The sequence below is a fragment of the Aliivibrio friggae genome (assembly GCF_057368515.1).
Genome location: NZ_CM170648.1, coordinates 893,174 through 918,301 on the forward strand (window position 1 = coordinate 893,174; position 25,128 = coordinate 918,301).

Consider the following 25,128-nt stretch of genomic DNA (forward strand, 5'->3'; position numbering starts at 1 on the left):
CTCAAATAACGAAGCCGCTCTAGCTAGAGCGGCTTTTTTTATGCAAATAAAGAAACTATTTGATTCTATATATTGAGTATTGGCGCATAATTGTGGATCATAGGGCTATATGAACAATCTGTTCTTTTTGCAATTACTAATACCAATGAGGTGCTTTAGATGAGTGAAACTGAAACTCGTCCTACCAACTTTATCCGTCAAATTATTGATGAAGACCTAAAGTCAGGTAAACATTCCAGTGTCCATACTCGTTTCCCGCCAGAGCCAAATGGCTATCTGCATATCGGACACGCAAAATCTATCTGTTTGAATTTTGGTATTGCTCAAGATTACCAGGGACAGTGTAATCTACGTTTTGATGATACTAACCCTGAAAAAGAAGATATTGAATACGTTGAATCAATCAAAAATGACGTTAAATGGTTAGGTTTTGATTGGAGCGGTGATATTCATTACTCTTCAAACTATTTCGATAAACTGTATGGCTACGCGGTTGAATTGATTGAGAAAGGCTTAGCTTATGTTGATGAGTTAACGTCAGATCAAATCCGTGAGTACCGTGGTTCTCTGAAAGAGCCAGGTAAAAATAGCCCATACCGTGATCGTAGCGTAGAAGATAACCTTGCGCTATTTGAACAAATGCGTGATGGTAAATTTAAAGAAGGAACGATCTGCCTACGTGCAAAAATCGACATGGCTTCTTCTTTTATCGTAATGCGTGATCCTGTAATTTATCGTATTCGTTTCGCTTCTCATCACCAAACTGGTGATAAGTGGTGTATCTACCCAATGTACGATTTTACTCACTGTATTTCTGATGCGCTTGAAGGCATTACACATTCAATCTGTACGTTAGAATTCCAAGATAACCGTCGTTTATACGATTGGGTATTAGAAAATATTACAATTGATTGTCAACCACATCAGTATGAGTTTAGTCGTCTAAACTTAGAATACACAATCATGTCTAAGCGTAAGCTGAATGAACTTGTGACTGAAAAATTAGTAAACGGTTGGGATGATCCACGTATGCCTACCGTTTCAGGCTTACGTCGTCGTGGTTTTACTGCTGCATCTATTCGTGAGTTCTGTAAGCGTATTGGTGTGACTAAGCAAGAAAACATGATCGAATTTGGCTCATTAGAATCTTGTATTCGTGATGATTTGAATGAAAATGCACCTCGTGCAATGGCTGTTCTTGAACCTGTTAAAATCGTAATTGAAAACTACGAAGAAGGTAAAGTTGAGACACTTAGCGTAGCTAATCATCCTAACAAACCTGAAATGGGTAAACGCGATGTACCATTCACTCGTGAAGTGTACATAGAACAAGATGACTTCCGTGAAGAAGCAAACAAAAAATATAAGCGTTTGGTTCTTGGTAAAGAAGTTCGTCTACGTGGCGCTTATGTTATTCAAGCTGATCGTATTGAAAAAGACGAAGCAGGTAACATTACCACTATCTTCTGTAGCTATGATGCAGAAACGCTAGGTAAAAATCCAGCAGATGGCCGCAAAGTGAAGGGCGTAATTCATTGGGTATCAGCAGAGAAAGCAATTCCTGCAGAGATCCGTTTATACGATCGTTTATTCAACGTGCCAAATCCTGCCGCTTTAGAAGATTTCTCAGAGAGTATTAATCCTGAGTCATTGATTACTAAGAATGGTTTTGTAGAACCAAGCTTAGCAACAGCAGAAGCAGAAGCGGGCTATCAGTTTGAGCGTACTGGTTACTTCTGTATTGATAACAAAGATTCTACATCAGAGGCTCTTGTTTTCAACCGTACAGTAGGCTTACGTGATACTTGGGAAGGTTAATCTTCACTAAGTAATAAATAATAAAAAACCAGCAGAAATGCTGGTTTTTTTATGACTAGTATTTGTTACATTGAGCGATTAACAGTTATGAGCTTCATTATTTTCAATGCAGTCACCAGTAATACAGTGGCCGTATAGATATAAACTGTGGTTCGTTAGTCGTACATTATATTTTTGTGCTATTTCTTTTTGACGCTCTTCAATCATTTCATCAGAGAATTCGATCACTTTACCGCAATCTAGGCAAACTAAATGATCATGATGATGTTGAGTTGCTAATTCAAATACAGATTTACCACCTTCAAAGTGGTGACGAGTAACGATACCTGCATCATCAAATTGGTTTAATACGCGGTATACAGTAGCAAGGCCAATTTCTTCGCCAATATCTATTAATTTTTTATATAAATCTTCTGCACTGATGTGTTGGCAATCTGGTTGTTGAAGTACTTCTAAAATCTTCAGGCGTGGAAGAGTAACCTTTAAACCGGCTTTTTTTAGTGCTTGGTTGTTATCTGACATCGACTTTTCCTGTATTGACATTCTGCATCGATTTTTTGTGCAGTTTTAATAAGTTAATTATAGGGAACATTCAATCCAGTTGATACCTTATCTGCACGATCTCTTACAAAAAAATAGATGTTGATCTTTTGTGAATAAAACTATTATGATGAGGTCAGACCAGAATTAAGGATAATAAATATGTATAAGTACTTTACCCCAAAAATCGTTAGAAGGGCATTGAATATTTGGCCCCCATTTTGGGGGGCTGGGATCTCTATTCAAACTATAGCTCCTGATTTTCAAGAAGTGCGAGTCATATTAAAAGATCGCTTTTGGAATCGTAATGCAAATAGAAGCCAGTATGGAGGGAGTATTTTTTCTATGACAGATCCCGTATTTTCATTAATGTTAATGGGGATACTAAGAGAGGAGTATTTTGTTTGGGATAAGCAGTCTGAAATAGATTTTATTTCACCAGGTACTAGTGATTTGAATGCACACTTTGTAATCTCAAATGAGAAAATTAAAGAAATTAAGCAGCTTACTGAAGCTGGAGAGAAATGCTTTCCGAAATTTGAAGTGTATATATATGATAAAAAAGGAAAAGTGGTCGCGCGGGTGAATAGAACTTTGTATGTAAGAAAAAAACCAGAGTTTAGATGATGCTCTCTAATTTCTTATTATAAAAAATAAGATAGAGAGCATCATTAATGAGAATTAGTCTTCTAATTCTGCAAGACACATTTCTTCATGGATTTGGGTAACCCATGCAGTTACACGTGTGTCAGTTAGCTCAGGTTGACGATCTTCATCAATACATAAACCAACGAAATTATTTTCGTCTACTAATGCTTTAGATGCTTCAAATTCATAACCTTCAGTCGGCCAATGACCAATGATAGTCCCGCCTTTAGCTTCAACGATATCACGGATATTACCCATAGCATCACAGAAGTACTCTGCGTAATCTTCTTGATCACCACAACCAAAGATAGCAACAAGTTTAGTTGAGAAATCAATACCTTCTAATTCAGGAAAGAAATCATCCCAATCACATTGAGCTTCACCGTAGTACCATGTAGGGATACCTAAAAGAAGAAGATCGAAATTATCAATGTCTTCTTTGCTGCTTTTTGCAATGTCTTGAACATGAACCAGCTTTTTACCAAGCTGTTTTTGAATCATCTTGCCAATAGCTTCAGTGTTACCTGTATCGCTACCAAAGAAGAGTCCTACACTTGCCATATGATGAATACCTGTATTGTCTGTGTTAATTAAAAATAGTTAGTATTTGATCTGGATATCAACCAAGACCGGAACCTTCCCAGCTTAGTTGAATAAGTCCTTTTGCTATAAAGCCTGCACAACCTAAGAATAGAACAAGCCAAACAATTTTTCGGCCAAAAGGAGGAACATTTGCTTGTTTAAGGACATCTTTAATCGCCATGCCGATAAAGAAGAATATCGAGGCAAACAGTAAATCTAAGCCAATAGATTCAATGAGATCAAAATGTTCATACAGCATGAATCACCCTTATCTAAGTTAGCGACCTTAATTTGATCGAATAATTTGGCAAAACTATATCATAGCTTTGACTTTGTTGGTATGGATTATCGTAGAGCCACTTTTTCTATAAAACGATTTATGACTCGATAAATGGTGTCTGGTTTTTCTGCATGTAGCCAGTGGCCAGTGCCATTAACGACATGCGCTTTTGCATTTGGAAATTGCGCGATAATGTCTTGTTGGTAGTCGGCGATGATGTAATCGGAGTTCTGACCTTTTACAAACAGAACATTTCCACCGAACGGAGTTATTTTATCCCAACCAATAATATGAGAATAATTATCGAATAAGGCGCTTACATTAAAACGAAGCGCGAGGTGCTCGCCGTTTTTATACAGTGATTTACTTAAAAACTGACGCACACCCGGCTCAACAATAGAGCGAGCAAGTATCGTGTCTGCTTCTTTACGGCTGGCAGGTGGAGTCTCTATTAATTGCTGAAGACCAGAAAAGACAGCATCGTGCTTTCGCTCTGGATAAGCGATAGGAGCCATATCTAATACAACGAGTGAAGCCAGCAATGATGGTTTGATGTCAGCAATAGCCATAGCAACTTTACCGCCCATAGAGTGGCCAATAAGGTGCGCGGATGAAATGGACAAGTGTTCAAGTAATTGAATCACATCAGCGGCAAGCGCGTGGTAATTATGCTCGTCAGATTGAAATGAGTGTCCATGGTTTCGAAGATCAACACTGATCACTCGATAATCATTTTCAAATTGTCTCGCAAGTAACCCGAGATTATCTAAATTACCAAATAGGCCATGAATAAGGATCAAAGGATCCCCATTTCCTTGTTCTTTATAGTTAAGTAGCTTCATTTTTCTGCGTAGTGTTAGGTTTGTCGTAGAGTATCACGATTATACAATGTATAATCGTGCCTTCATAAATAGATTATAGAATACGAACCATATAATGAAGACAATTGAAGTAGACGAAGAACTATACCGCTTTATTGCGAGCCAAACTCAACACATCGGTGAAAGTGCCTCTGATATTTTACGTCGTCTCTTAATGCAGACATCACCTTTAGACTCTGCTATTTCTGTTTCTACTCCTGTTGAAGTTCAGAAAAAAGGCATTGTAGTCAGCAAAGATGCAGGTAAAGAGATATCAGTAGATCGTGTTAAAGCGGTACGTACCTTATTAATCTCTGATGAATTCTCAGCATTAGATAAAGCAATCGATCGTTTTTTAACGGTACTTTCAGAATTATATAAAATTGACTCAAAAGCATTCTCTGAAGCGACAGAAGTGAAGGGAAGAACTCGAGTTTATTTTGCAGACAATCAAGACACATTGATTGCAAGTGGTAAAACAACCAAGCCAAGAGAAATCAATGGCACTCCATTTTGGGTTATCACGAATACAAATACTAATCGCAAGCGCCACATGGTTGAATTGTTGATGGAGCGTATGGGTTTCCATCATGATTTGACAGAAAAAGTGTGCGCGGCGATTTAAATTTTTGAGTTACAGCTCAAAACATAATTTGTCACAAGGAATCGTCAAATGGCTATACATCCTCGCGCTGGGCAGAAAGCTCAGCAAGAAGATTTACACAACATCCCCGCATTAGTTGCTAATTACTTTTTATTAGAACCTGATGCAACTAACCCAGATCAAAAAGTTCAGTTTGGTACCTCTGGTCACCGAGGGACTTCTGATAAAGCAACGTTTAATCAGCACCATATTTGGGCGATTGCTCAAGCTGTTGCTGATGTTCGTAAAGAAACAGGGGTAACAGGCCCACTTTTCTTAGGTAAAGACACACACGCTTTATCTGAACCTGCATTTACTTCTACCATTGAAGTGCTTGTGGCTAATGGTGTTGAAGTGATTATCCAAGAAGATAATGGCTATACTCCAACACCTGGCATATCTCATGCAATTCTAACTCATAATGTTAAATGTGATCATAAAGCAGATGGTCTCGTTATTACCCCTTCGCATAATCCTCCTCAAGATGGTGGGATCAAATATAACCCGACACACGGTGGTCCAGCGGAAGGTGAGTTAACTACGGCGATTGAAAACCAAGCCAATGCCTATATCGCGAATGAGTTAAGTGGTGTGAAGCGCATTGCGATCAATGAAGCAATGAAATCTGATCTGGTTAAGCAAGTGGATTTAGTGAAGCCATATATTGATGATCTTAAAAACGTTATTAATATTGATGCGATTCAAAAAGCAAATCTTAAATTAGGTGTAGATCCACTTGGTGGTTCTGGTATTGAATACTGGCGTCAAATTGGTCAAGCATTTGATCTGGATTTAACTCTAGTAAGTGAAGCAATTGATCCTTCATTCCAATTTATGTCGTTAGATAAAGACGGCGTAGTACGTATGGATTGTTCTTCACCTTACGCAATGGCTGGTTTGTTGTCTTTAAAAGATGATTACGATTTAGCGTTTGGTAATGATCCTGATTATGATCGTCATGGTATCGTTACGCCATCAGGCTTAATGAATCCAAATCATTATCTAGCAGTATGTATTGATTACTTATATCGTAATCGTCCGGACTGGAAGCCAGAGGTTGCCGTAGGTAAAACTCTAGTGTCTTCAGCGATTATTGATAAAGTTGTTGCTGATTTGGGCCGTGATCTATGCGAAGTACCTGTTGGCTTTAAATGGTTTGTTGATGGACTGTACAATGGCAGTTTAGGCTTTGGTGGTGAAGAGAGTGCTGGTGCTTCTTTCTTGCGCTTTGATGGTACACCTTGGTCAACTGATAAAGATGGTATTCTTTTGTGTCTTCTTGCGGCTGAAATTACAGCGGTAACAGGTATGAACCCTCAAGAGTACTATAATAAACTTGCAGCTCAGCATGGCGAATCTAGCTATAACCGCATTCAAGCGGTTGCTAATAAAGCACAAAAATCAGTATTAAGTAAATTGTCTCCTGAAATGGTCTCAGCAACAACACTTGCTGGTGATGAGATCACGGCTCGTTTAACGCATGCTCCAGGTAATGGTGCAGCGATTGGCGGCCTCAAAGTCACGACAGCGAATGGTTGGTTTGCTGCTCGCCCATCGGGAACAGAAGAGATCTACAAGATTTACTGTGAAAGCTTTAAAGGTGCTGAACATTTAGCATTGATTGAACAAGAAGCTCAAGAGATTGTAAGTAACGTATTTAAAGACGCTGGCTTATAATTAAAACCAGTAAAGAATTAATAAAAAGCAGCGCATGTCGCTGCTTTTTTATTATTAAAAACGGACGATAATGATGAACAATTTTCAGCTAGAACAGCTATTAAATAAAGAGCTTAAACCTCAATTAATTAAAGACTATTGCCCAAACGGATTACAAGTCGAAGGCAAATCTGAAGTCAAAAAAATCATTACAGGTGTAACCGCTTCACAAGCATTAATTGATGCCGCTATTGAACAAAATGCAGATGCTTTGCTCGTTCACCATGGTTACTTTTGGAAAGGTGAAAGTGAGTCAATTAAAGGAATGAAGGGTAATCGTATTCGTTCTTTAATTAAACATGATATCAATTTACTTGCGTACCATCTTCCTTTAGATATTCACCCAACATTAGGTAACAATGCAGAATTAGCACGTTTATTCGCTATTTCAAATGTGGAAGGGCTAGAAGCAACTCCTCAATCTATCGCAATGAAAGGGGAGTTTGACGTTGCGTTATCTGGCGAAGAATTAGGCGCACGAATTGATCAAGTATTGAACAGAGCCCCTCTGCATATAACACCTGATGTTGATAAAGAGATAAAAACGGTAGCTTGGTGTTCTGGTGGTGGACAAGATTACATTGAGTTAGCTGCACAGCAAGGGATTGATGCGTTTATTTCTGGCGAGGTATCTGAAAGAACGACGTATATCGCGCGTGAATTAGGTATTCACTATTTTGCCGCTGGTCATCATGCGACCGAGCGCTATGGTGTTAAGGCTCTGGGTGAATGGTTAGCGAAAGAGTATGGTTTTGATGTGAAATTTATTGATATTGATAATCCAGTATAGTTTCTATTCTTGAACAATAAAAAAGGTTGATGCTAATACATCAACCTTTTTTGTTTATAAGTCTAACGATTTAAATCCGATTCTGAATTTAAGTTCTAACTTATTCACGCTCATGAAGTGGTTTAAACTCACGAAGCTCTTCACCTGTGTAAAGTTGACGCGGACGACCGATACGGTTATTTGGATCACTGTGCATTTCGCTCCAGTGTGCAATCCAGCCAACAGTACGAGACAGTGCGAAAATAACAGTAAACATAGACACAGGAATACCAATCGCTTTTAAGATAATACCTGAGTAAAAATCTACGTTTGGATATAGCTTCTTAGAAACAAAGTATTCATCAGAAAGCGCAATACGTTCAAGTTCCATTGCAACATCTAGCAGTGGATCTTTAATGTTTAGTTCTTTTAGTACTTCGTGACATGCTTCACGCATTACTGTTGCACGTGGGTCATAGTTTTTATAAACACGGTGACCAAAGCCCATTAAGCGGAAAGGGTCATCTTTGTCTTTTGCTTTTGCAACGTACTCATCGATATTGTCAAGAGAACCAATTTCTTCAAGCATGCGTAAACACGCTTCGTTTGCACCACCATGAGCAGGTCCCCATAGAGAAGCAATACCTGCAGCAATACAAGCAAATGGGTTAGCGCCAGAAGAGCCCGCTAAACGTACCGTTGATGTTGAAGCATTTTGTTCGTGGTCAGCATGTAGCGTAAAGATTTTATCCATAGCACGAGCGACAACAGGGTTCACTTCGTATTCTTCACATGGATTGGCAAACATCATGTGTAAGAAGTTTTCAGCGTACGTTAAGTCATTACGCGGATAGATAAACGGCTGACCAATAGAGTATTTATAACACATTGCAGAAAGTGTCGGCATCTTAGAAAGCAATCTAAATGCTGCAATTTCGCGGTGCTCATCATTACTAACATCTAATGAGTCATGGTAGAAAGCAGCTAATGCACCAACTACACCACACATAACGGCCATTGGGTGGGCATCACGACGGAAACCATGGAAGAAACTTGAAATTTGCTCATGTACCATTGTATGGCGAGTGACAATTTCTTTAAACGTTTCGTACTCATCACGGCTTGGCGCTTGTCCGTTAAGTAGTATGTAACAGACTTCTAAGTAATCTGCATTATTGGCTAATTCATCGATAGGGTAACCACGGTGCAGCAATACACCTTTGTCGCCATCGATATAAGTTATTTGAGACTCACAAGATGCAGTGGCAAGAAAACCTGGGTCAAATGTGAAGTAACCACTTGCTCCTAGTTTACGCACATCGATCACTTCAGGACCGATAGTTCCATCCATGATTGGCATGTCGATTGGGGCTTGTCCTTCAATGTGAAGAGTTGCCTTTTTATCTGCCATAACATTCTCCTTTTGTTATATTTTTATTTTATCCCGGATATGAGAGTGAGAACTTTGTACCCATTACACAACCTAATGTCAATTTTTGTGCGCTTATGTGTGCACTTGTTTATATTTTTAATGAAAAAAAAGTTAATTTTCTGTGGTGTGATGTAGGTATTATTTATAGGTTTGTAATCAGATGTTTCACATCGTATACTGCGGCTGAGTTTCTGGTCTGTCCCTTATGTAATATAGGGTTAACGTGATTTTCATCTCCTTAATAATAGAGTTTGATTTACAAAAAAGCTTATAAAAAGAGATGTCGCTCACAATGAAAGTTACGAAAATGTTAAATTTAACTAGCTTTTGATAGATCAGAGGTATCTATAACAATAATATGCTCAATGGAGCTGAGTGAGCCCCTTGTGAAAGTTAAAAAGTCAAGACCTGTCAATCTAGATCTACAAACGATCCGTTTTCCATTAACGGCTATCGCTTCAATTTTACATCGCGTAAGTGGTGTGATTACTTTTGTTTCTGTTGGAATACTGCTTTGGTTGTTAAACCTGTCGCTTTCTTCGCCTATTGGATTCACACAAGCCGCCGATCATATTGATGGTTTTTTTGTGACATTCATTATGTGGGGAATTCTGACCGCCCTTGCTTATCATATTGTGGTAGGTGTTCGTCATTTAATGATGGACATGGGTTACTTTGAAGAGCTTGAGTCTGGGACTCATAGTGCAAAGGTTGCATTTGCAATTACAGCGGTATTATCACTTTTAGCAGGAGTATTGGTATGGTAGCTAACGTATCTTCCTTCGGTCGTAATGGTGTACACGATTTTATCTTAATTCGTGCTAGCGCGATCATTCTTACCCTATACACAGTATATATCGTCGGTTTCTGCGCATTTGGCCCAGAGCTTACCTATCTATCATGGACAAATTTCTTCGGTGGCTTGTTCACAAAAGTATTTACTATGCTAGCGCTTCTTTCCATTCTTATCCATGCATGGATTGGCTTATGGCAAGTACTTACTGATTATATTAAACCTGTGATGTTGCGTGCTCTGCTTCAGCTTGGTTTAGTGTCAGTTCTTTTGGGATATTTCTTCTCTGGTTTAGTTATTGTGTGGGGTGTGTAGTGAGTATTGCTGTTAGAGAATTTGATGCCGTTGTAATCGGTGCTGGTGGTGCAGGTATGCGAGCTGCACTACAAATTTCAGAACAAGGTCTATCATGTGCCTTGTTATCAAAAGTATTTCCAACTCGTTCTCATACCGTATCTGCTCAAGGAGGTATTACTGTTGCTCTAGGTAATGCACACGAAGATCATTGGGAACAACATATGTATGATACGGTTAAAGGTTCTGATTATATCGGTGACCAAGACGCTATCGAATACATGTGTAAAAACGGCCCTGAGTCTGTTATTGAATTAGAAAAAATGGGATTGCCTTTTTCTCGTTTTGAAAACGGTACAATTTATCAGCGTCCGTTTGGTGGCCAATCTAAAAACTTTGGTGGTGAGCAAGCAGCACGAACCGCTGCAGCAGCAGACCGTACAGGTCATGCTTTGCTTCATACCTTATACCAACAAAATATTAAGCATAAAACGACCATCTTTTCTGAGTGGTATGCGCTTGATTTAGTTAAAAACGAAGATGGTGCCATCTTAGGTACAACTGCACTTTGTATGGAAACAGGTGAAGTATGCTACTTCAAAGCTAAGGCAACGATCTTAGCAACTGGTGGTGCGGGTCGTATTTACGCTTCTACAACTAATGCGCACATCAATACTGGTGATGGTGTTGGTATGGCTATTCGTGCTGGCGTTCCAATGCAAGATATTGAAATGTGGCAATTTCACCCAACGGGTATCGCAGGTGCAGGGGTTCTTGTAACTGAAGGTTGTCGTGGTGAAGGTGGTTACCTACTGAATAAAGATGGTGAACGCTTCATGGAGCGTTATGCTCCAAACGCGAAAGACCTAGCAGGCCGTGACGTTGTTGCTCGTTCAATGATGGTCGAAATCCGTGAAGGCCGTGGTTGTGATGGTCCTTGGGGTCCTCATATTAAGCTTAAATTGGATCACCTAGGTAAAGAAACGCTTGAGTCTCGTTTACCTGGTGTGTGTGAGTTGTCTCGTACCTTTGCTCACGTAGATCCAGTAAAAGAACCAATCCCAGTTATTCCTACTTGTCATTACATGATGGGTGGCGTACCAACACAAGTATCAGGTCAGGCGATTAAACAAGATGCCGCTGGTGCTGATGTTGAAATTCAAGGTCTATTTGCATGTGGTGAGATTGCCTCAGTATCAGTACATGGTGCTAACCGCTTAGGTGGTAACTCTCTGCTTGATTTAGTGGTATTTGGCCGTGCAACAGGGCTTCATTTAGGTGAAACACTGAAGAAGCAAGCTGAAGCTAAACCTGCGACTGATGCCGATATTGAAGCTTCTCTTGAGCGTTACAATCGTTGGGAAAACAGTACGGGTGGTGAAGATCCAGTTCAAATCCGTAAAGATTTACAACAATGTATGCAAAACAACTTCTCTGTATTCCGTGAAGGTGATGCAATGGCAAAAGGCCTTGAAGAGCTTAAAGTGATTCGTGAACGCCTTAAAAATGCTTACCTAGCTGATAAATCAACAGAATTTAACACGCAACGAATTGAGTGTTTAGAGTTAGAAAATTTGATGGAAACGGCATTTGCGACGGCAGTTGCAGCAAACTACCGTACAGAAAGTCGTGGAGCGCATGCTCGTTTTGACTTCCCTGAGCGTGATGATGCGAATTGGTTATGTCATTCAGTGTATAACCCTGAGACAGAATCGATGACTAAGCGTGGTGTGAACATGGAGCCTATCCATCGTGAAGCATTCCCACCTAAAGCACGTACGTACTAAGAGGGCAGAAAGATGAAATTAAATTTTTCAATCTACCGTTACAATCCGGATGTAGATAATGCTCCTCACATGAAGGCGTATACGTTAGAAGTGGAAGAAGGCTCTGACATGATGGTGCTTGATGCACTTATCCTACTTAAAGAGCAAGATCCTACTTTGTCATTCCGTCGTTCATGCCGAGAAGGTGTGTGTGGTTCTGATGGATTGAACATGAATGGTAAGAATGGTCTAGCTTGTGTTACGCCATTATCTGAGTTGATTGGTAAAGGGGATCTTGTTATTCGCCCATTACCAGGATTACCAGTTGTTCGTGACCTGATTGTTGATATGGGCCAGTTCTATGAAAACTATGAGAAGGTAAAACCTTTCTTAATTGATGATGGAGCAACACCGCCTTCAAGAGAAAACCTACAGTCTCCTGAAGAACGTGAGCACTTAGATGGGTTATATGAATGTATTATGTGTGCATGTTGTACAACATCATGCCCATCATTCTGGTGGAACCCTGATAAATTCATCGGACCTGCAGGGCTTCTTGCAGCTTATCGTTGGTTAATTGATAGCCGCGATACGGCGACAAATGAACGTTTGTCTAATTTAGACGATGCTTTCAGTGTTTTTCGTTGCCATGGCATAATGAATTGTGTAAGTGTATGTCCTAAAGGGTTAAACCCAACAAAAGCAATTGGTCATATTAAGACAATGCTATTGAAAAAAGCGGTATAACCATACTCCCTCAACTTACTTATTGATTTAGTAAATATTATTAGGCAGTAAGTAAGTTGAAGTTTATAAGCCCGGCACAGAAGACCGGGATAGACGTGAAACTACTGGATTAAGGGAAAATAATGCAGAATAGCGTGATGAAGGCATGGTTTGAGTCTTCACATTTAGCTGGCGCTAATGCAACGTACGTAGAAGACCTCTATGAACTCTATCTCAGTGACCCGGAAATCGTTAGCGATGAATGGAGAGAAGTTTTTGATACGCTTCCAGTCGAAAATACTGGCGCATCAGAGCAAGCTCATTCCCCTGTACGAGATTATTTCCGTCGTCTTGCGAAAGAAACAAAGCAAGTTAGTGCTCAAGTTAATGATCCAGATGTAGATGCTAAGCAAGTAAGAGTATTGCAGTTAATTAATGCATACCGTTTTCGTGGTCACCAAAATGCAAATTTAGACCCATTAGCACTACAACAACATGAATATGTTGCTGAATTAGAACCTTCTTTTCATAATTTGAATGACGAAGATTTCTCAGAAACATTTAACGTTGGTTCTTTTGCTTCAGGGCAAGAGACAATGAAACTTTCTGATCTGTATAACGCATTACGTGGCACTTATTGTGGCTCTGTTGGTGCGGAATACATGCATATTACTAATACAGAAGAAAAGCGTTGGATCCAACAGCGTTTAGAATCTGTAGCGGGTAATCCTGTTTTTACAGCACAAGAAAAATTAACGTTCCTTGAAGAGCTAACGGCTGCCGAAGGCTTAGAGCGTTATTTAGGCGCTAAATTCCCAGGTGCGAAGCGATTCTCATTGGAAGGTGGCGATGCCATGGTTCCTATGGTAAAAGAAATCATTCGCCGTGCTGGTGAAAATGGTGGTCGCGAAGTTGTTATCGGGATGGCTCACCGTGGTCGCTTGAACATGCTGATTAATGTTCTAGGTAAAAAACCACAAGACTTATTCGATGAATTTGCAGGTAAGCATGGCGAATCATGGGGTACTGGTGATGTTAAATACCACCAAGGCTTCTCTTCAGATTTTGCTACCCCTGGTGGTAATGTTCATTTAGCCCTTGCATTCAACCCATCTCACCTTGAAATTGTTAACCCTGTTGTTATTGGTTCTGTTCGTGCGCGACAAGACCGTTTAAATGACTCAGCTGGTGATAAAGTTATTCCAATTACTATTCATGGTGATTCTGCAATCGCGGGTCAAGGTGTGGTAGCTGAAACATTCAATATGTCTCAGGCTCGTGCATTCCAAGTGGGTGGTACGATTCGTATTGTTATTAATAACCAAGTTGGTTTTACAACATCGAATCCAAAAGATACACGTTCAACGCAATATTGTACTGATATCGCTAAAATGGTTCAGGCTCCAATTTTCCATGTAAATGCGGATGATCCAGAAGCGGTTGCCTTCGTTACTCGTATTGCTTTGGATTACCGCAATGAATTCAAACGTGATGTAGTGATTGATTTAGTATGTTATCGCCGCCATGGTCACAATGAAGCTGATGAACCAAATGCTACGCAGCCTTTGATGTATCAAAAAATCAAAAAGCACCCAACACCTCGTAAAATTTATGCGGATATGTTGGTTGCACGTCAAGAGCTTGAGCTGGAAATAACGACACAATTGATCAATGAGTACCGTGATGCGCTTGATCATGGTGAAGTTGTAGTGAAAGAGTGGCGACCAATGCAGCTACATAATGTGGATTGGACTCCTTTTATTGGTCATGACTGGAACATGGAATGGGCAAATGAATTTGATAAAGCGCGTCTAGTCGAGCTTGGCCAACGTGTTTGCCAGTATCCAGAAAGTCACAAGTTGCACAGTCGCGTAAATAAAATGTGTAATGACCGAACTTCGATGGTTGCTGGTGAAAAAGCCATTGATTGGGGTATGGCTGAAACATTAGCGTATGCAACGTTGGTTGATGAAGGTAAGCGTATTCGTATTACTGGCCAAGATTCTGGTCGTGGTACATTCTTCCATCGTCATGCTGTTCTTCATAATCAATCTGATGCAAGTACTTACGTACCATTAGCGAATATTCATGATAAACAAGGCCCATTTGAAGTGCATGATTCTGTACTTTCTGAAGCGGCAGTACTTGCTTTTGAATACGGCTATGCAACAGCAGAACCTGGCGGTTTAACTATTTGGGAAGCACAATTCGGTGATTTTGCTAACTGTGCACAAGTAGTTATTGACCAATTTATCTCATCAGGAGAACAAAAGTGGGGCCGTATGTGTGGTCTAACTATGTTGCTACCTCATGGTTATGAAGGTCAAGGTCCTGAGCATTCGTCAGCAAGGCTTGAACGATTTTTACAAATGTGTGCAGAACAAAACATGCAAGTGGTGGTTCCATCGACGCCTGCACAGGTGTACCACATGTTACGTCGTCAAGTTGTACGTCCAATGCGTCGTCCGCTGATTGTTATGTCACCTAAATCATTATTACGTCACCCACTGTGTACTTCATCATTAGAAGAATTAGCGGAAGGAAACTTCCAACCAGCAATTCCTGAAATTGATGCTTTAGACCCAGCACAAGTGAAACGTGTCGTATTTTGTTCTGGTAAAGTTTATTTTGATCTATTAGAGCAACGCCGCACTAATGAGCAAAGTGATGTTGCGATTGTTCGTATTGAACAGCTCTACCCATTCCCGAAAGAAGATGTAGAAGCTGCAATTGCACAATACACGAATGTTGAAGATTACGTTTGGTGTCAAGAAGAGCCTCAAAACCAAGGCGCTTGGTACTCGAGCCAACATAACTTCCGTTCAGCATTACCAGATAATGCAATCTTACATTATGCAGGACGTCCAGCGTCTGCCTCTCCGGCAGTTGGCTATATGTCAGTGCACGTGAAACAACAAAAAGCGTTAGTTGAAGACGCTCTGACCCTAAATAAGAACTAGAAAGTATAGGAAAACGGATATGACAATCGAAATTCTGGTTCCAGATTTACCTGAATCTGTAGCAGACGCTACTGTAGCAACATGGCATAAAAAACCTGGTGATGCAGTTGAGCGTGACGAAATACTTGTAGACATTGAAACGGATAAAGTGGTTCTAGAAGTACCAGCGCCTGAAGCTGGTGTACTAGAGGCTATTTTAGAAGAAGATGGTGCAACGGTTCTTTCTAAGCAATTACTTGCACGTCTTAAGCCAGGTGCAGTTGTTGGCGAACCAACAAAAGATGTAACAAATGATACTCAACCATCTCCAGATAAGCGCCATACAGCGTCTTTATCTGAAGAGAGTAATGATGCGTTAAGTCCTGCTGTTCGTCGCCTATTGGGTGAGCATGACATTGCTTCTTCTGATGTGAAAGGTACTGGTGTTGGTGGTCGTATTACTCGTGAAGATGTTGATGCTCACATTGCAGCATTAAAAGCGGCACCAAAAGCAGAAAAAGCAGCGGAAGTGCCAGCAGAAGCATTAGCACATCGCAGTCAAAAGCGCGTACCAATGACGCGTCTTCGTAAAACAGTAGCAAGACGTCTGTTAGAAGCGAAAAACAACACAGCAATGCTAACAACGTTTAATGAAGTAAACATGAAGCCAATCATGGAACTTCGTAAACAGTATCAAGAGCAGTTTGAAAAGCGTCACGGTACACGTTTAGGCTTCATGTCTTTCTATGTGAAAGCAGTAACTGAAGCACTTAAACGTTACCCTGAGGTTAACGCATCAATTGATGGTGATGATATTGTTTATCATAACTATTTTGATATCAGCATGGCGGTCTCTACACCGCGTGGTTTGGTAACTCCAGTACTAAAAGACTGTGATGCACTTGGCTTTGCTGATATTGAGAAAGGCATCAAAGAGCTTGCAATCAAAGGTCGTGACGGAAAGTTAGCGGTTGAAGATTTGATTGGTGGTAACTTTACTATCACAAATGGTGGTGTATTTGGTTCGCTTATGTCGACCCCAATTATTAACCCACCACAAGCAGCAATTCTAGGTATGCATAAAATTCAAGATCGCCCAATGGCGGTTGACGGAAAGGTAGAAATTCTACCAATGATGTACCTTGCATTATCTTACGATCACCGTCTTATTGATGGTCGTGAGTCGGTAGGTTTCCTTGTAACGATTAAAGAGTTGCTTGAAGATCCTGCTCGTTTACTGCTAGACGTTTAATAGTAAACTTTTAGTTATAAACAAAGGCTGCCATGCTCACGGCAGCCTCTTATTCAACTTCATTATTGGATAAAAATAGAAAGATGCCTTAGAGCGTCTTAGGACATTAAAAATTCCCATTAAAGGGAATAACATAAAATGGATAGAACATAATGAACTTACATGAATATCAAGCAAAGCAACTGTTTGCTGAATATGGCCTTCCTGTACCTGAAGGTTACGCATGCGATACAGCACAAGAAGCTTTTGAAGCAGCAGGACGAATCAGCACTGCTAAGAAAGTAGTAAAATGTCAAGTACACGCCGGTGGCCGTGGTAAAGCGGGTGGTGTTGAACTGCATGATACAAAAGAAGGCGTTAAAGAGTTCGCTCAAAAGTGGCTAGGTAAAAATCTAGTGACTTTCCAAACGGATGCTAACGGACAACCAGTAACTAAAGTTTTGGTTGAAGAAGCATCAAATATTGCAAACGAATTATATTTAGGTGCGGTTGTTGACCGTGCTACGCGTCGTATCGTTTTCATGGCATCTACTGAAGGTGGTGTGGATATCGAGAAGATTGCTGAAGAAACGCCAGAGTTAATTCACCAAGCAGCGATTGACCCACTAGTAGGTCCTCAAGCTTTCCAAGGTCGTGAATTAGCATTTAAGCTTGGTCTTGAAGGCGATCAAATTAAGCAATTTGTTAAGATCTTTTTAGGTCTTGGCAATATGTTTGCTGAGTACGACTTAGCTCTACTGGAAATTAACCCTCTTGTTGTGACAGCAGAAGGTAATCTTCTATGTCTAGATGGTAAAATTAACATTGATTCAAACGCAATGTACCGTCAACCAAAACTGCGTGAAATGCATGATCCATCTCAAGAAGATGAGCGCGAAGCGCATGCTGCACAGTGGGAACTAAACTACGTTGCTCTTGATGGTAGCATTGGTTGTATGGTTAACGGCGCTGGTCTTGCTATGGGCACAATGGACATCGTAAATCTACACGGTGGCCAACCTGCTAACTTCCTTGATGTTGGCGGCGGTGCGACAAAAGAGCGAGTAACTGAAGCGTTCAAAATTATTCTATCAGACAGCAATGTTAAAGCCGTTCTAGTAAACATCTTTGGTGGTATTGTACGTTGTGACCTAATTGCAGATGGCATCATTGGTGCTGTTGAAGAAGTGGGTGTAGAAGTTCCTGTTGTTGTTCGCCTTGAAGGTAACAACGCACCTCTTGGTTCACAAAAACTGGCTGAAAGTGGCCTAAATATCATTGCTGCTACTTCATTAACTGAAGCGGCTGAAAAAGTTGTTGCTGCTGCGGAGGGCAAATAATGTCTGTACTAATTAATAAAGATACAAAAGTTATCTGCCAAGGTTTCACTGGTGGTCAAGGTACTTTCCATTCTGAACAAGCTCTTGATTACGGTACAAAAATGGTTGGTGGAGTATCACCAGGCAAAGGCGGTCAAGTTCACCTTGGTCTTCCTGTATTTAACACGGTTCGTGATGCTGTTGAAGCAACTGGCGCAACGGCTTCTGTTATTTATGTACCGGCTCCTTTCTGTAAAGATGCAATCCTTGAAGCAATCGATGCGGGCATTAAGCTTATCGTAACGATTACAGAAGGTATTCCAACACTTGATCTTCTTGACGTTAAAGTTCGTCTAGATGCTGAAGGCGTAGTAATGATTGGTCCTAACTGTCCGGGTGTTATCACTCCTGATGAATGTAAGATTGGTATCATGCCTGGTCACATTCATAAGAAAGGTAAAGTTGGTATCGTATCTCGTTCAGGTACGCTGACTTATGAAGCAGTTAAGCAAACAACAGATGAAGGCTTTGGCCAATCAACGTGTGTTGGTATCGGTGGTGATCCAATTCCTGGTTCAAACTTCATTGATATCTTAAAACTGTTCCAAGAGGATCCAGAAACAGAAGCAATTGTAATGATTGGCGAGATCGGCGGAACTGCGGAAGAAGAAGCAGCTGAGTTTATTAAGCACAATGTTACAAAACCAGTTGTATCTTACATTGCTGGTGTTACTGCTCCTCCTGGTAAGCGCATGGGCCATGCCGGTGCGATTATTTCTGGTGGTAAAGGTACGGCTGAAGATAAGTTTGCAGCACTTGAAGAAGCAGGCGTTAAAACAGTAAAAAGCCTTGCTGATATCGGTAAAGCACTTCGTGAAGTGACTGGTTGGTAATCATTTAAACCAAGACATGAATGAAGCAAAAGCCATTTATAGAAATATGAATGGCTTTTTTGTATCTGTTACCTTATGAAATATTTGCTTACAAATGTGGTGAGAGAAAAAAGTATAAACAATAATCAATCCTTTGATAAGATTCGGCGCTTTTCTTTCTCAGGATACGCCTCATACCTATCTAAGTAAGTATATGATTTATTAAATTAATCAGAGCACTTGCTCAGTCCGTATAACAAAACTCAAGAATGAATAGCACTTAATGCCAATTTTAATATTGGTATAAATTATTAATAGTTATTTTATTTGAGAAGACACATGCAACTTAATACTACAACTAAGTATGTCATTATTTATCTGATTTTTTCTGCTGCAATGTTTGGGTCTATTATTATGGGCGCATACAACGTTAGGTATACGTTAGAAACAAACAATGTAACAAGGCTAGAAAACTTACTCACAAACGCTAAAAATACGATTGCGACTCTAGAGCAAAAAGTGGTTTCAGGTGAGTTGGATGAAGATAAAGCAAAGAAATTAGCTAGTGAGTTAATGCAAAGTTACGCATACTCGGATAATGAATATATTTGGATGACAGATGAAAATTTAGTCTTCTTAGCGGCACCTTTAGATCCTCAAATTATCGGCCAGTCATTTGAAAGCATTGTTAGTCTTGAAGCAAAAAGTCATATTATCAGTAACCTTACTGTAGCAGGGCAAGTTATTACCTACTCTTGGTTTACAACTCGCGAGAACATAACAACAGAAGTAAAATCTATAGCAGTTAAAACCAAGCATTGGAATTGGTACTTAGGCAGTGGTGTTCAAGAGAAAAAAGTAAATGACACTTTTAAAGCTTTTCTTCTTGAGGGGTTAGCCATTGGTTTTATTGTTAATGTATTTATTGGGCTTGTTATGTTTTTTGCGGTTCGAAAATATAACAAAACACTAGGCAATGATCCTGAGATTATTTTAAATGTTATTGATCGTATTTCTCGTGGTGACTTAACACATATAAATGCCACAAACAGTCGTCATATTGGTATTTATGGGCGTGTTCTTGAAATGGCGCAAAACATTAAAGAATTAGTGACAGATATTAATAAGTTAACCCTTGAATTAAGTGAATCGTCTCATCATTTATCTTCGTCAGCTCATACAATGAATATCAGTATGAAAGCTCAAATGGATCAATTAGGGCAAGCGGCTGTAGCGACAGATCAAATTGTGGTTAGTGTTGATGAAGTAACTAAAAGTGCCATTCAGGCTTCTGATTCGGCTTTAGAAGTTAATCATACTTCAAGTCATTGCATCAATACTATTGGGAATATGAATAGTGATATGCAGGCATTAGCAGTTAATATTAAAGATGTTTCATTAGTCATTGCGAATCTACAAGTCAAAACCGAGAACATAGGCAGCATATTAGATGTGATCCGTAGCATTGCAGACCAAACTAATTTGTTGGCCTTAAACGCGGCGATTGAAGCAGCAAGAGCGGGAGAGAGTGGAAGAGGTTTTGCTGTTGTTGCTGATGAGGTGAGATTGCTTGCAAGTAGAACCCAAGACAGTACCGCGCAAATATCGACTATGATTGCAGAGTTGCAAGATGAAGCCGTAAAATCAGTAACCTTGATGCAAAGTAATTCGGATGATGCGCATCAAATTGCGGAAAAAACGGTAGATACTCAACATACAGTAAGTTCTATTTTTGAGTCTGTTGCAATCATTCAAACAATGAATAGCCAAATTTCAGCATCTGCAGAAGAGCAATTAACTGCAACATCGAGCGTTAACCAATTAATTGCAGAAATTAATATTTTTGCGAAAGGAAATGCATCAGATGTAGATGCAACTGAACAGCAGTCGGAGAGATTAGGTTTGATGGCTGATAACTTAACAGTGATCGTAAGTCGATTTAAGCTTTAGATGCTATAGATAAAGCAATACTGCAATAGGCAGTATTGCTTTGTTTTATAGAATTAGGTACGTGCTTTTTTTAGTTGAGATAGCATAAATATAGCAGCACCAGAAACAACTACAGAAGGCCCTGCTGGAGTATCGTAATGCCATGACAGAGTTAAACCTGCAATAACAGCAATACAACCAAAAATAGAAGAAAGCAAAACCATTTGCTCTGGCGATCGAGAAAAACGTCTCGCGGTTGCCGCAGGAATGATCAGTAATGACGTAATGATCAACGCGCCTACAAATTTCATCGAAATAGCAATGACTAATCCAACCATCAGCATCAAGACTAAACGCATTAAATCTACATTTACTCCCTCAACTTGAGCCAACTCTTCACTAATTGTTGATGACAGTAGTGGTCGCCATACGATGTATATCAAGCCTAAAACAATGATGACGCCAGTATAGATATACATTAAGTCGTCATAAGTAACGGCAAGTAAATCACCAAACAAATAAGACATTAAATCAACTCGAACATTATCTAGAAAGCTAACTGCCACTAAACCTAACGATAGGGAGCTATGGGCTAAAATTCCAAGCAAGGTATCAGTTGCGACTAACCGTTGTTTTTGTAATGTCACTAATAATAATGCGATGGCAACACAACAGACAATCAAGGCTAAATTTAAATTGATATCGAATAAAAAACCAAGCGATAGGCCAAGTAGAGAAGCATGAGCAAGGGTATCACCAAAATACGCCATCTTTCGCCATACGACGAAAGAGCCCAATGGACCTGCAAGTAATGCAATACCTAATCCAGCTAAAAGAGCTGGAAGTAAAAACTCAATCATGATGACGCCTTTTTATTTTTATTGCAGCATGAGCCATCACTTGGCTCACCAGATAAATCATGGTCATGGCGATGGTCATGATGATAAAACGCGAGTTGTTGATCTCGTTGCTGACCAAATAATGCAATATATTTAGGATGTTTAGAGATAGAAGAAGGTGCACCAGAACAACAAATATGGTGCTGAAGACAAATTACTTCATCTGTTTTTGCCATTACAAGGTGTAGGTCATGTGAAACCATAAACACAGCACAATTAAAACGATGGCGAATAGATTCAATTAACGCATATAAGCTAATTTGTCCTTGAATATCGACACCTTGAGCTGGTTCATCAAGAACAAGTAAATCAGGGCGTTGCAATAAAGCTCTAGCAAGTAGTACACGTTGTGACTCTCCACCAGATAATTTATGCATATTAGAGTGAAGTAAGTGTTCAGCCTCGACTAGCTTTAATGCATCAAGGTGCTCTTGCTGGCTGTATTTTCCTGCTAGTTTTAAAAAACCTTGAACAGTAAGAGGAAGAGAATCATTTAAGTGCAGTTTTTGAGGTACATAACCAATACGTAATTTTTTTTCTCTTTTAATTAGGCCGCTAGTAGGTTTTTGTAAACCGAGAATAGCCTTCACTAATGTTGATTTTCCCGCGCCGTTAGGGCCGATCAGGGTAATGATCTTATTTGGTTCGATAGATAATGAGATATTATCAAGAACATGGCGGCCATCAAAGACAACGCAGACATCTTGTAAAGTAAGTAATGCAGTCATTTTTTAATAAGAGTCATTTGCAATTAGTAAGTGTTATAATGTAACATTTTAGAAATCCAATCGCCATCACATTTTTTAAGAGAAGCTCATGAGTAAAAAAATTCAATTTATAGCCTTGTGTTTATGCACTTTATTAGGGGCTCAAGCCCAAGCGATGACAGTGTTGTCTTCAGTGAAGCCTATTCACTTAATTGTGCAAGAATTAACACGTGGTGTATCAGATTCTTCTTATCTTGTACCTCAAAGTGCTTCTCCTCATGATTATGCATTACGCCCTTCAGATATAAAGAAAGTCAAAAAAGCAGATATGATCATTTGGTATGGAAATGATTTAGAACCTTTTTTAAGTAAAATATTAGAAGATCAAAAAAATGTAGTGACGATTAGCCAGTTTAGTTCGGTTGATTTTTTCCATTTTGATCAACATGCTCATGGTGAAGACGATGGTCATCATCACAATACCGACCCGCACTTTTGGTTAGGTCCAAAGGAATCATTAGGTGTCGCAAAAGAGATAACCGTACAGCTGATTAAAAAGGATCCATTGAATAAAGAACAATATCAGTCTAACCTTGCTGTGTTTGAAAATAAGTTAACACAGGCAGTGAAGACAATTTCAGACCAACTTAAGCCAGTGCAAGATAAAGGATACTTTGTATTTCATGATGCATATGGCTATTTTGAACGTTATTTTGGAATGAATAACTTGGGGCACTTTACGGTGAGTCCGGATAGAAAACCGGGTGCAAAAACTTTGATTAAGATAAAAAAATCACTTTTAAATCAGCAAGCAGTATGTGTCTTTGCAGAACCTCAGTTTGAACCAGCAATTGTAACAACAATTACCAGAGGTACTGAGGTGCATAAAGGTGAACTAGATCCTTTAGCGATACAGCAAGCAGATGAAGAGGGTGCTTATTTTATATTTTTATCAACCATCAGTAATGAGTTATCACGTTGTCTAAGTCAATAAAATATAAAGAAGTTATAGCAACTAGATTGGGTACGCTATCTAAAAGGCATAAGTTTGTTCTATTGTCTTTATTCCTATTTACTTGCGCTATTTTTATCTGGAAACCAACACATAGCTTACAGAGTACCTCTTCTGTTTCAAATAGAAATGAGGTTTCTTTATCAAGCGAAAATCTTCAAACATTAGCAGATCAAAACAGTGAACCAGTAGGTACGATTTTTGAACCTAATGATCCTGAATTTAATGCGCCTAAAGATGAACTAGATGAACAACTAGCCGCAAAAGATATCTTACACTCTCATACTGTAGCTTCAGGTGAGACATTAGGTGCTATTTTTAATCAATATGCATTGCCAATGTCTGATATGTATTCACTGCTTGAAGTGAATAAATCAGCGGCAAATATGCGTGTCGGTGTTGATTTAGAATGGCAACAGGATGAAGATGGAAAATTAACTGAGTTAAAAATTCATCGTAATATTAAAAACACTGATGTTTACGCTTGGAATGGAAACCAGTACACCTTTGATCAAGTAGAAGAGAAAGGTGAAATTAAACCGGTATTTCTAACAGGTAGAGTGACCAGTAATTTTTATAATTCAGCACGAGCAGCAGGTCTAACACCTGGTCAAATTCAGATACTAGCGAAGCAATTACAGTGGAAATTTGATTTTGGCAAAGAAGCGCGTAAAGGTGATAAATTTGCGGTAGAAATCAATAGAGAGTTTATTGATGGTAAAGCCGTGTCATCTGGTGATGTAGAAGCGGTATTGTATAAAAATGGTAATAGAGAAATCACATTACTTAAACATACCGATGGACATTATTATGATGTTCAAGGACGCAGTTTGAACCGAGCATTAGAACGTTACCCAACACATCAACGTTTTAGAGTTAGTTCGCCGTTTAATCCGTACCGTAAACACCCAATAACAGGGCGTATTTCACCACATAACGGAACCGATTTTGCCGCTCCTGTAGGAACTGCTGTTTACGCCACTGGTGATGGTGTTGTTGTGAGAGCTTTACATCACCCTCTTGCGGGTAACTATGTGATTATCAAACATGGGCGTGAGTACATGACGCGTTATCTTCATTTAAGTAAGATTTTAGTGAAGAAAGGGCAGAAAGTATCAATGGGAGATAAGATTGCCTTAAGTGGTAATACTGGTCGCTCAACTGGCCCTCACTTGCATTATGAGCTAATTAAAAATGGCCGTGCAGTAAATGCATTGAAAGTCCCATTACCTCAGGCGTCCCCCGTTGCTAAAGCGGAAAGAGCGCACTTTAAACAGCAAGCTCAATTAACGATTGATGCGTTACGCGATCAAGTTTAAGAATAGTTAATTAACTTCAATTAAAGCCCTTTTT

Annotated in this window: 23 protein-coding genes; 16 read left to right on the top strand and 7 right to left on the bottom strand. The window is 39.6% G+C overall.

Going from position 1 to position 25,128, the window contains the following annotated elements:
- Positions 1–159 precede the first annotated feature (159 nt).
- Complete coding sequence (glnS, locus tag AC2INI_RS04210) at positions 160–1,818, top strand: glutamine--tRNA ligase (RefSeq protein WP_486305409.1); 1,659 nt, start codon at positions 160–162, stop codon at positions 1,816–1,818.
- Positions 1,819–1,896: 78 nt separating this feature from the next.
- On the opposite strand, the gene fcrX is transcribed toward glnS, so the two are convergent.
- Entirely contained in the window at positions 1,897–2,340 is a 444-nt protein-coding gene (gene fcrX / locus AC2INI_RS04215) for a ferric iron uptake transcriptional regulator FcrX (protein ID WP_122035667.1), read from the bottom strand.
- Positions 2,341–2,520: 180 nt separating this feature from the next.
- Here fcrX and AC2INI_RS04220 point away from each other — a divergent pair, with 180 nt between their 5' ends.
- Positions 2,521–2,985: a hotdog fold domain-containing protein gene (locus AC2INI_RS04220; RefSeq protein WP_122035665.1), complete on the top strand. Its 465-nt coding sequence runs from the start codon at positions 2,521–2,523 to the stop codon at positions 2,983–2,985.
- Between the two features lie 54 nt (positions 2,986–3,039).
- Here the strand turns inward: AC2INI_RS04220 and fldA are convergent, their stop codons facing one another.
- The 3 genes from fldA to AC2INI_RS04235 form a co-directional block, all read right to left on the bottom strand.
- On the bottom strand, positions 3,040–3,567 hold the full coding sequence (gene fldA / locus AC2INI_RS04225; protein ID WP_122035663.1) for a flavodoxin FldA: 528 nt from the start codon (positions 3,565–3,567) through the stop codon (positions 3,040–3,042).
- A 58-nt stretch (positions 3,568–3,625) separates the two neighbouring features.
- Entirely contained in the window at positions 3,626–3,847 is a 222-nt protein-coding gene (locus AC2INI_RS04230) for a DUF2788 domain-containing protein (RefSeq protein WP_122035661.1), read from the bottom strand.
- 86 nt (positions 3,848–3,933) lie between these two features.
- Positions 3,934–4,710 (bottom strand): alpha/beta fold hydrolase, encoded by a 777-nt coding sequence (locus AC2INI_RS04235; RefSeq protein ID WP_486305410.1) that lies wholly within the window; start codon positions 4,708–4,710, stop codon positions 3,934–3,936.
- A 94-nt stretch (positions 4,711–4,804) separates the two neighbouring features.
- Between AC2INI_RS04235 and seqA the strand changes: the two genes are divergently transcribed.
- The 3 genes from seqA to AC2INI_RS04250 all read left to right on the top strand — a co-directional run bounded on the left by seqA (position 4,805) and on the right by AC2INI_RS04250 (position 7,877).
- Positions 4,805–5,353, top strand: a complete 549-nt coding sequence (gene seqA, locus AC2INI_RS04240) for a replication initiation negative regulator SeqA (protein ID WP_122035656.1) — start codon at positions 4,805–4,807, stop codon at positions 5,351–5,353.
- 48 nt (positions 5,354–5,401) lie between these two features.
- Entirely contained in the window at positions 5,402–7,048 is a 1,647-nt protein-coding gene (gene pgm / locus AC2INI_RS04245; RefSeq protein ID WP_486305411.1) for a phosphoglucomutase (alpha-D-glucose-1,6-bisphosphate-dependent), read from the top strand.
- A gap of 73 nt (positions 7,049–7,121) precedes the next feature.
- Positions 7,122–7,877 carry a Nif3-like dinuclear metal center hexameric protein gene (locus AC2INI_RS04250; RefSeq protein WP_486305689.1) on the top strand — a complete coding sequence of 252 codons (756 nt, stop codon included), beginning with the start codon at positions 7,122–7,124 and terminating at the stop codon, positions 7,875–7,877.
- Positions 7,878–7,977: 100 nt separating this feature from the next.
- Here the strand turns inward: AC2INI_RS04250 and AC2INI_RS04255 are convergent, their stop codons facing one another.
- A complete protein-coding gene (locus AC2INI_RS04255) occupies positions 7,978–9,267 on the bottom strand; it encodes a citrate synthase (RefSeq protein ID WP_122035650.1) in 1,290 nt (429 codons plus the stop codon).
- A 392-nt stretch (positions 9,268–9,659) separates the two neighbouring features.
- On the opposite strand from AC2INI_RS04255, the gene sdhC reads away from it, so the two are divergent.
- The 9 genes from sdhC (at position 9,660) to AC2INI_RS04300 (ending at position 21,178) form a co-directional block, all read left to right on the top strand.
- Complete coding sequence (gene sdhC, locus AC2INI_RS04260; protein ID WP_486305690.1) at positions 9,660–10,055, top strand: succinate dehydrogenase cytochrome b556 subunit; 396 nt, start codon at positions 9,660–9,662, stop codon at positions 10,053–10,055.
- Positions 10,049–10,396 carry a succinate dehydrogenase, hydrophobic membrane anchor protein gene (gene sdhD, locus AC2INI_RS04265; RefSeq protein WP_122035645.1) on the top strand — a complete coding sequence of 116 codons (348 nt, stop codon included), beginning with the start codon at positions 10,049–10,051 and terminating at the stop codon, positions 10,394–10,396. Before sdhC ends, sdhD begins: the two co-directional genes overlap by 7 nt.
- A complete protein-coding gene (gene sdhA / locus AC2INI_RS04270; protein WP_122035643.1) occupies positions 10,396–12,162 on the top strand; it encodes a succinate dehydrogenase flavoprotein subunit in 1,767 nt (588 codons plus the stop codon). The genes sdhD and sdhA overlap by 1 nt, the downstream gene beginning before the upstream one ends.
- Before the next feature lie 12 nt (positions 12,163–12,174).
- Positions 12,175–12,888, top strand: a complete 714-nt coding sequence (locus tag AC2INI_RS04275; protein ID WP_122035641.1) for a succinate dehydrogenase iron-sulfur subunit — start codon at positions 12,175–12,177, stop codon at positions 12,886–12,888.
- 122 nt (positions 12,889–13,010) lie between these two features.
- Complete coding sequence (gene sucA / locus AC2INI_RS04280; RefSeq protein WP_122035639.1) at positions 13,011–15,827, top strand: 2-oxoglutarate dehydrogenase E1 component; 2,817 nt, start codon at positions 13,011–13,013, stop codon at positions 15,825–15,827.
- A gap of 19 nt (positions 15,828–15,846) precedes the next feature.
- The gene (gene odhB, locus AC2INI_RS04285; protein WP_486305412.1) at positions 15,847–17,058 is read left to right on the top strand and encodes a 2-oxoglutarate dehydrogenase complex dihydrolipoyllysine-residue succinyltransferase; all 1,212 of its coding nucleotides are present in this window, start codon (positions 15,847–15,849) and stop codon (positions 17,056–17,058) included.
- Positions 17,059–17,210: 152 nt separating this feature from the next.
- On the top strand, positions 17,211–18,377 hold the full coding sequence (sucC, locus tag AC2INI_RS04290; RefSeq protein WP_122035636.1) for an ADP-forming succinate--CoA ligase subunit beta: 1,167 nt from the start codon (positions 17,211–17,213) through the stop codon (positions 18,375–18,377).
- Positions 18,377–19,249, top strand: a complete 873-nt coding sequence (gene sucD, locus AC2INI_RS04295; RefSeq protein WP_122035635.1) for a succinate--CoA ligase subunit alpha — start codon at positions 18,377–18,379, stop codon at positions 19,247–19,249. The genes sucC and sucD overlap by 1 nt, the downstream gene beginning before the upstream one ends.
- A gap of 318 nt (positions 19,250–19,567) precedes the next feature.
- The gene (locus AC2INI_RS04300) at positions 19,568–21,178 is read left to right on the top strand and encodes a methyl-accepting chemotaxis protein (protein WP_486305413.1); all 1,611 of its coding nucleotides are present in this window, start codon (positions 19,568–19,570) and stop codon (positions 21,176–21,178) included.
- Positions 21,179–21,231: 53 nt separating this feature from the next.
- On the opposite strand, the gene znuB is transcribed toward AC2INI_RS04300, so the two are convergent.
- Together znuB and znuC are read right to left on the bottom strand one after the other, a co-directional pair.
- Complete coding sequence (gene znuB, locus AC2INI_RS04305; protein WP_486305414.1) at positions 21,232–22,017, bottom strand: zinc ABC transporter permease subunit ZnuB; 786 nt, start codon at positions 22,015–22,017, stop codon at positions 21,232–21,234.
- The gene (znuC, locus tag AC2INI_RS04310) at positions 22,014–22,784 is read right to left on the bottom strand and encodes a zinc ABC transporter ATP-binding protein ZnuC (RefSeq protein WP_122035632.1); all 771 of its coding nucleotides are present in this window, start codon (positions 22,782–22,784) and stop codon (positions 22,014–22,016) included. The genes znuB and znuC overlap by 4 nt, the downstream gene beginning before the upstream one ends.
- Positions 22,785–22,872: 88 nt before the next feature.
- Here znuC and znuA point away from each other — a divergent pair, with 88 nt between their 5' ends.
- Together znuA and mepM are read left to right on the top strand one after the other, a co-directional pair.
- On the top strand, positions 22,873–23,757 hold the full coding sequence (znuA, locus tag AC2INI_RS04315; RefSeq protein ID WP_486305415.1) for a zinc ABC transporter substrate-binding protein ZnuA: 885 nt from the start codon (positions 22,873–22,875) through the stop codon (positions 23,755–23,757).
- Positions 23,754–25,094, top strand: a complete 1,341-nt coding sequence (gene mepM, locus AC2INI_RS04320; protein ID WP_486305691.1) for a murein DD-endopeptidase MepM — start codon at positions 23,754–23,756, stop codon at positions 25,092–25,094. Before znuA ends, mepM begins: the two co-directional genes overlap by 4 nt.
- Positions 25,095–25,128: the final 34 nt, after the last annotated feature.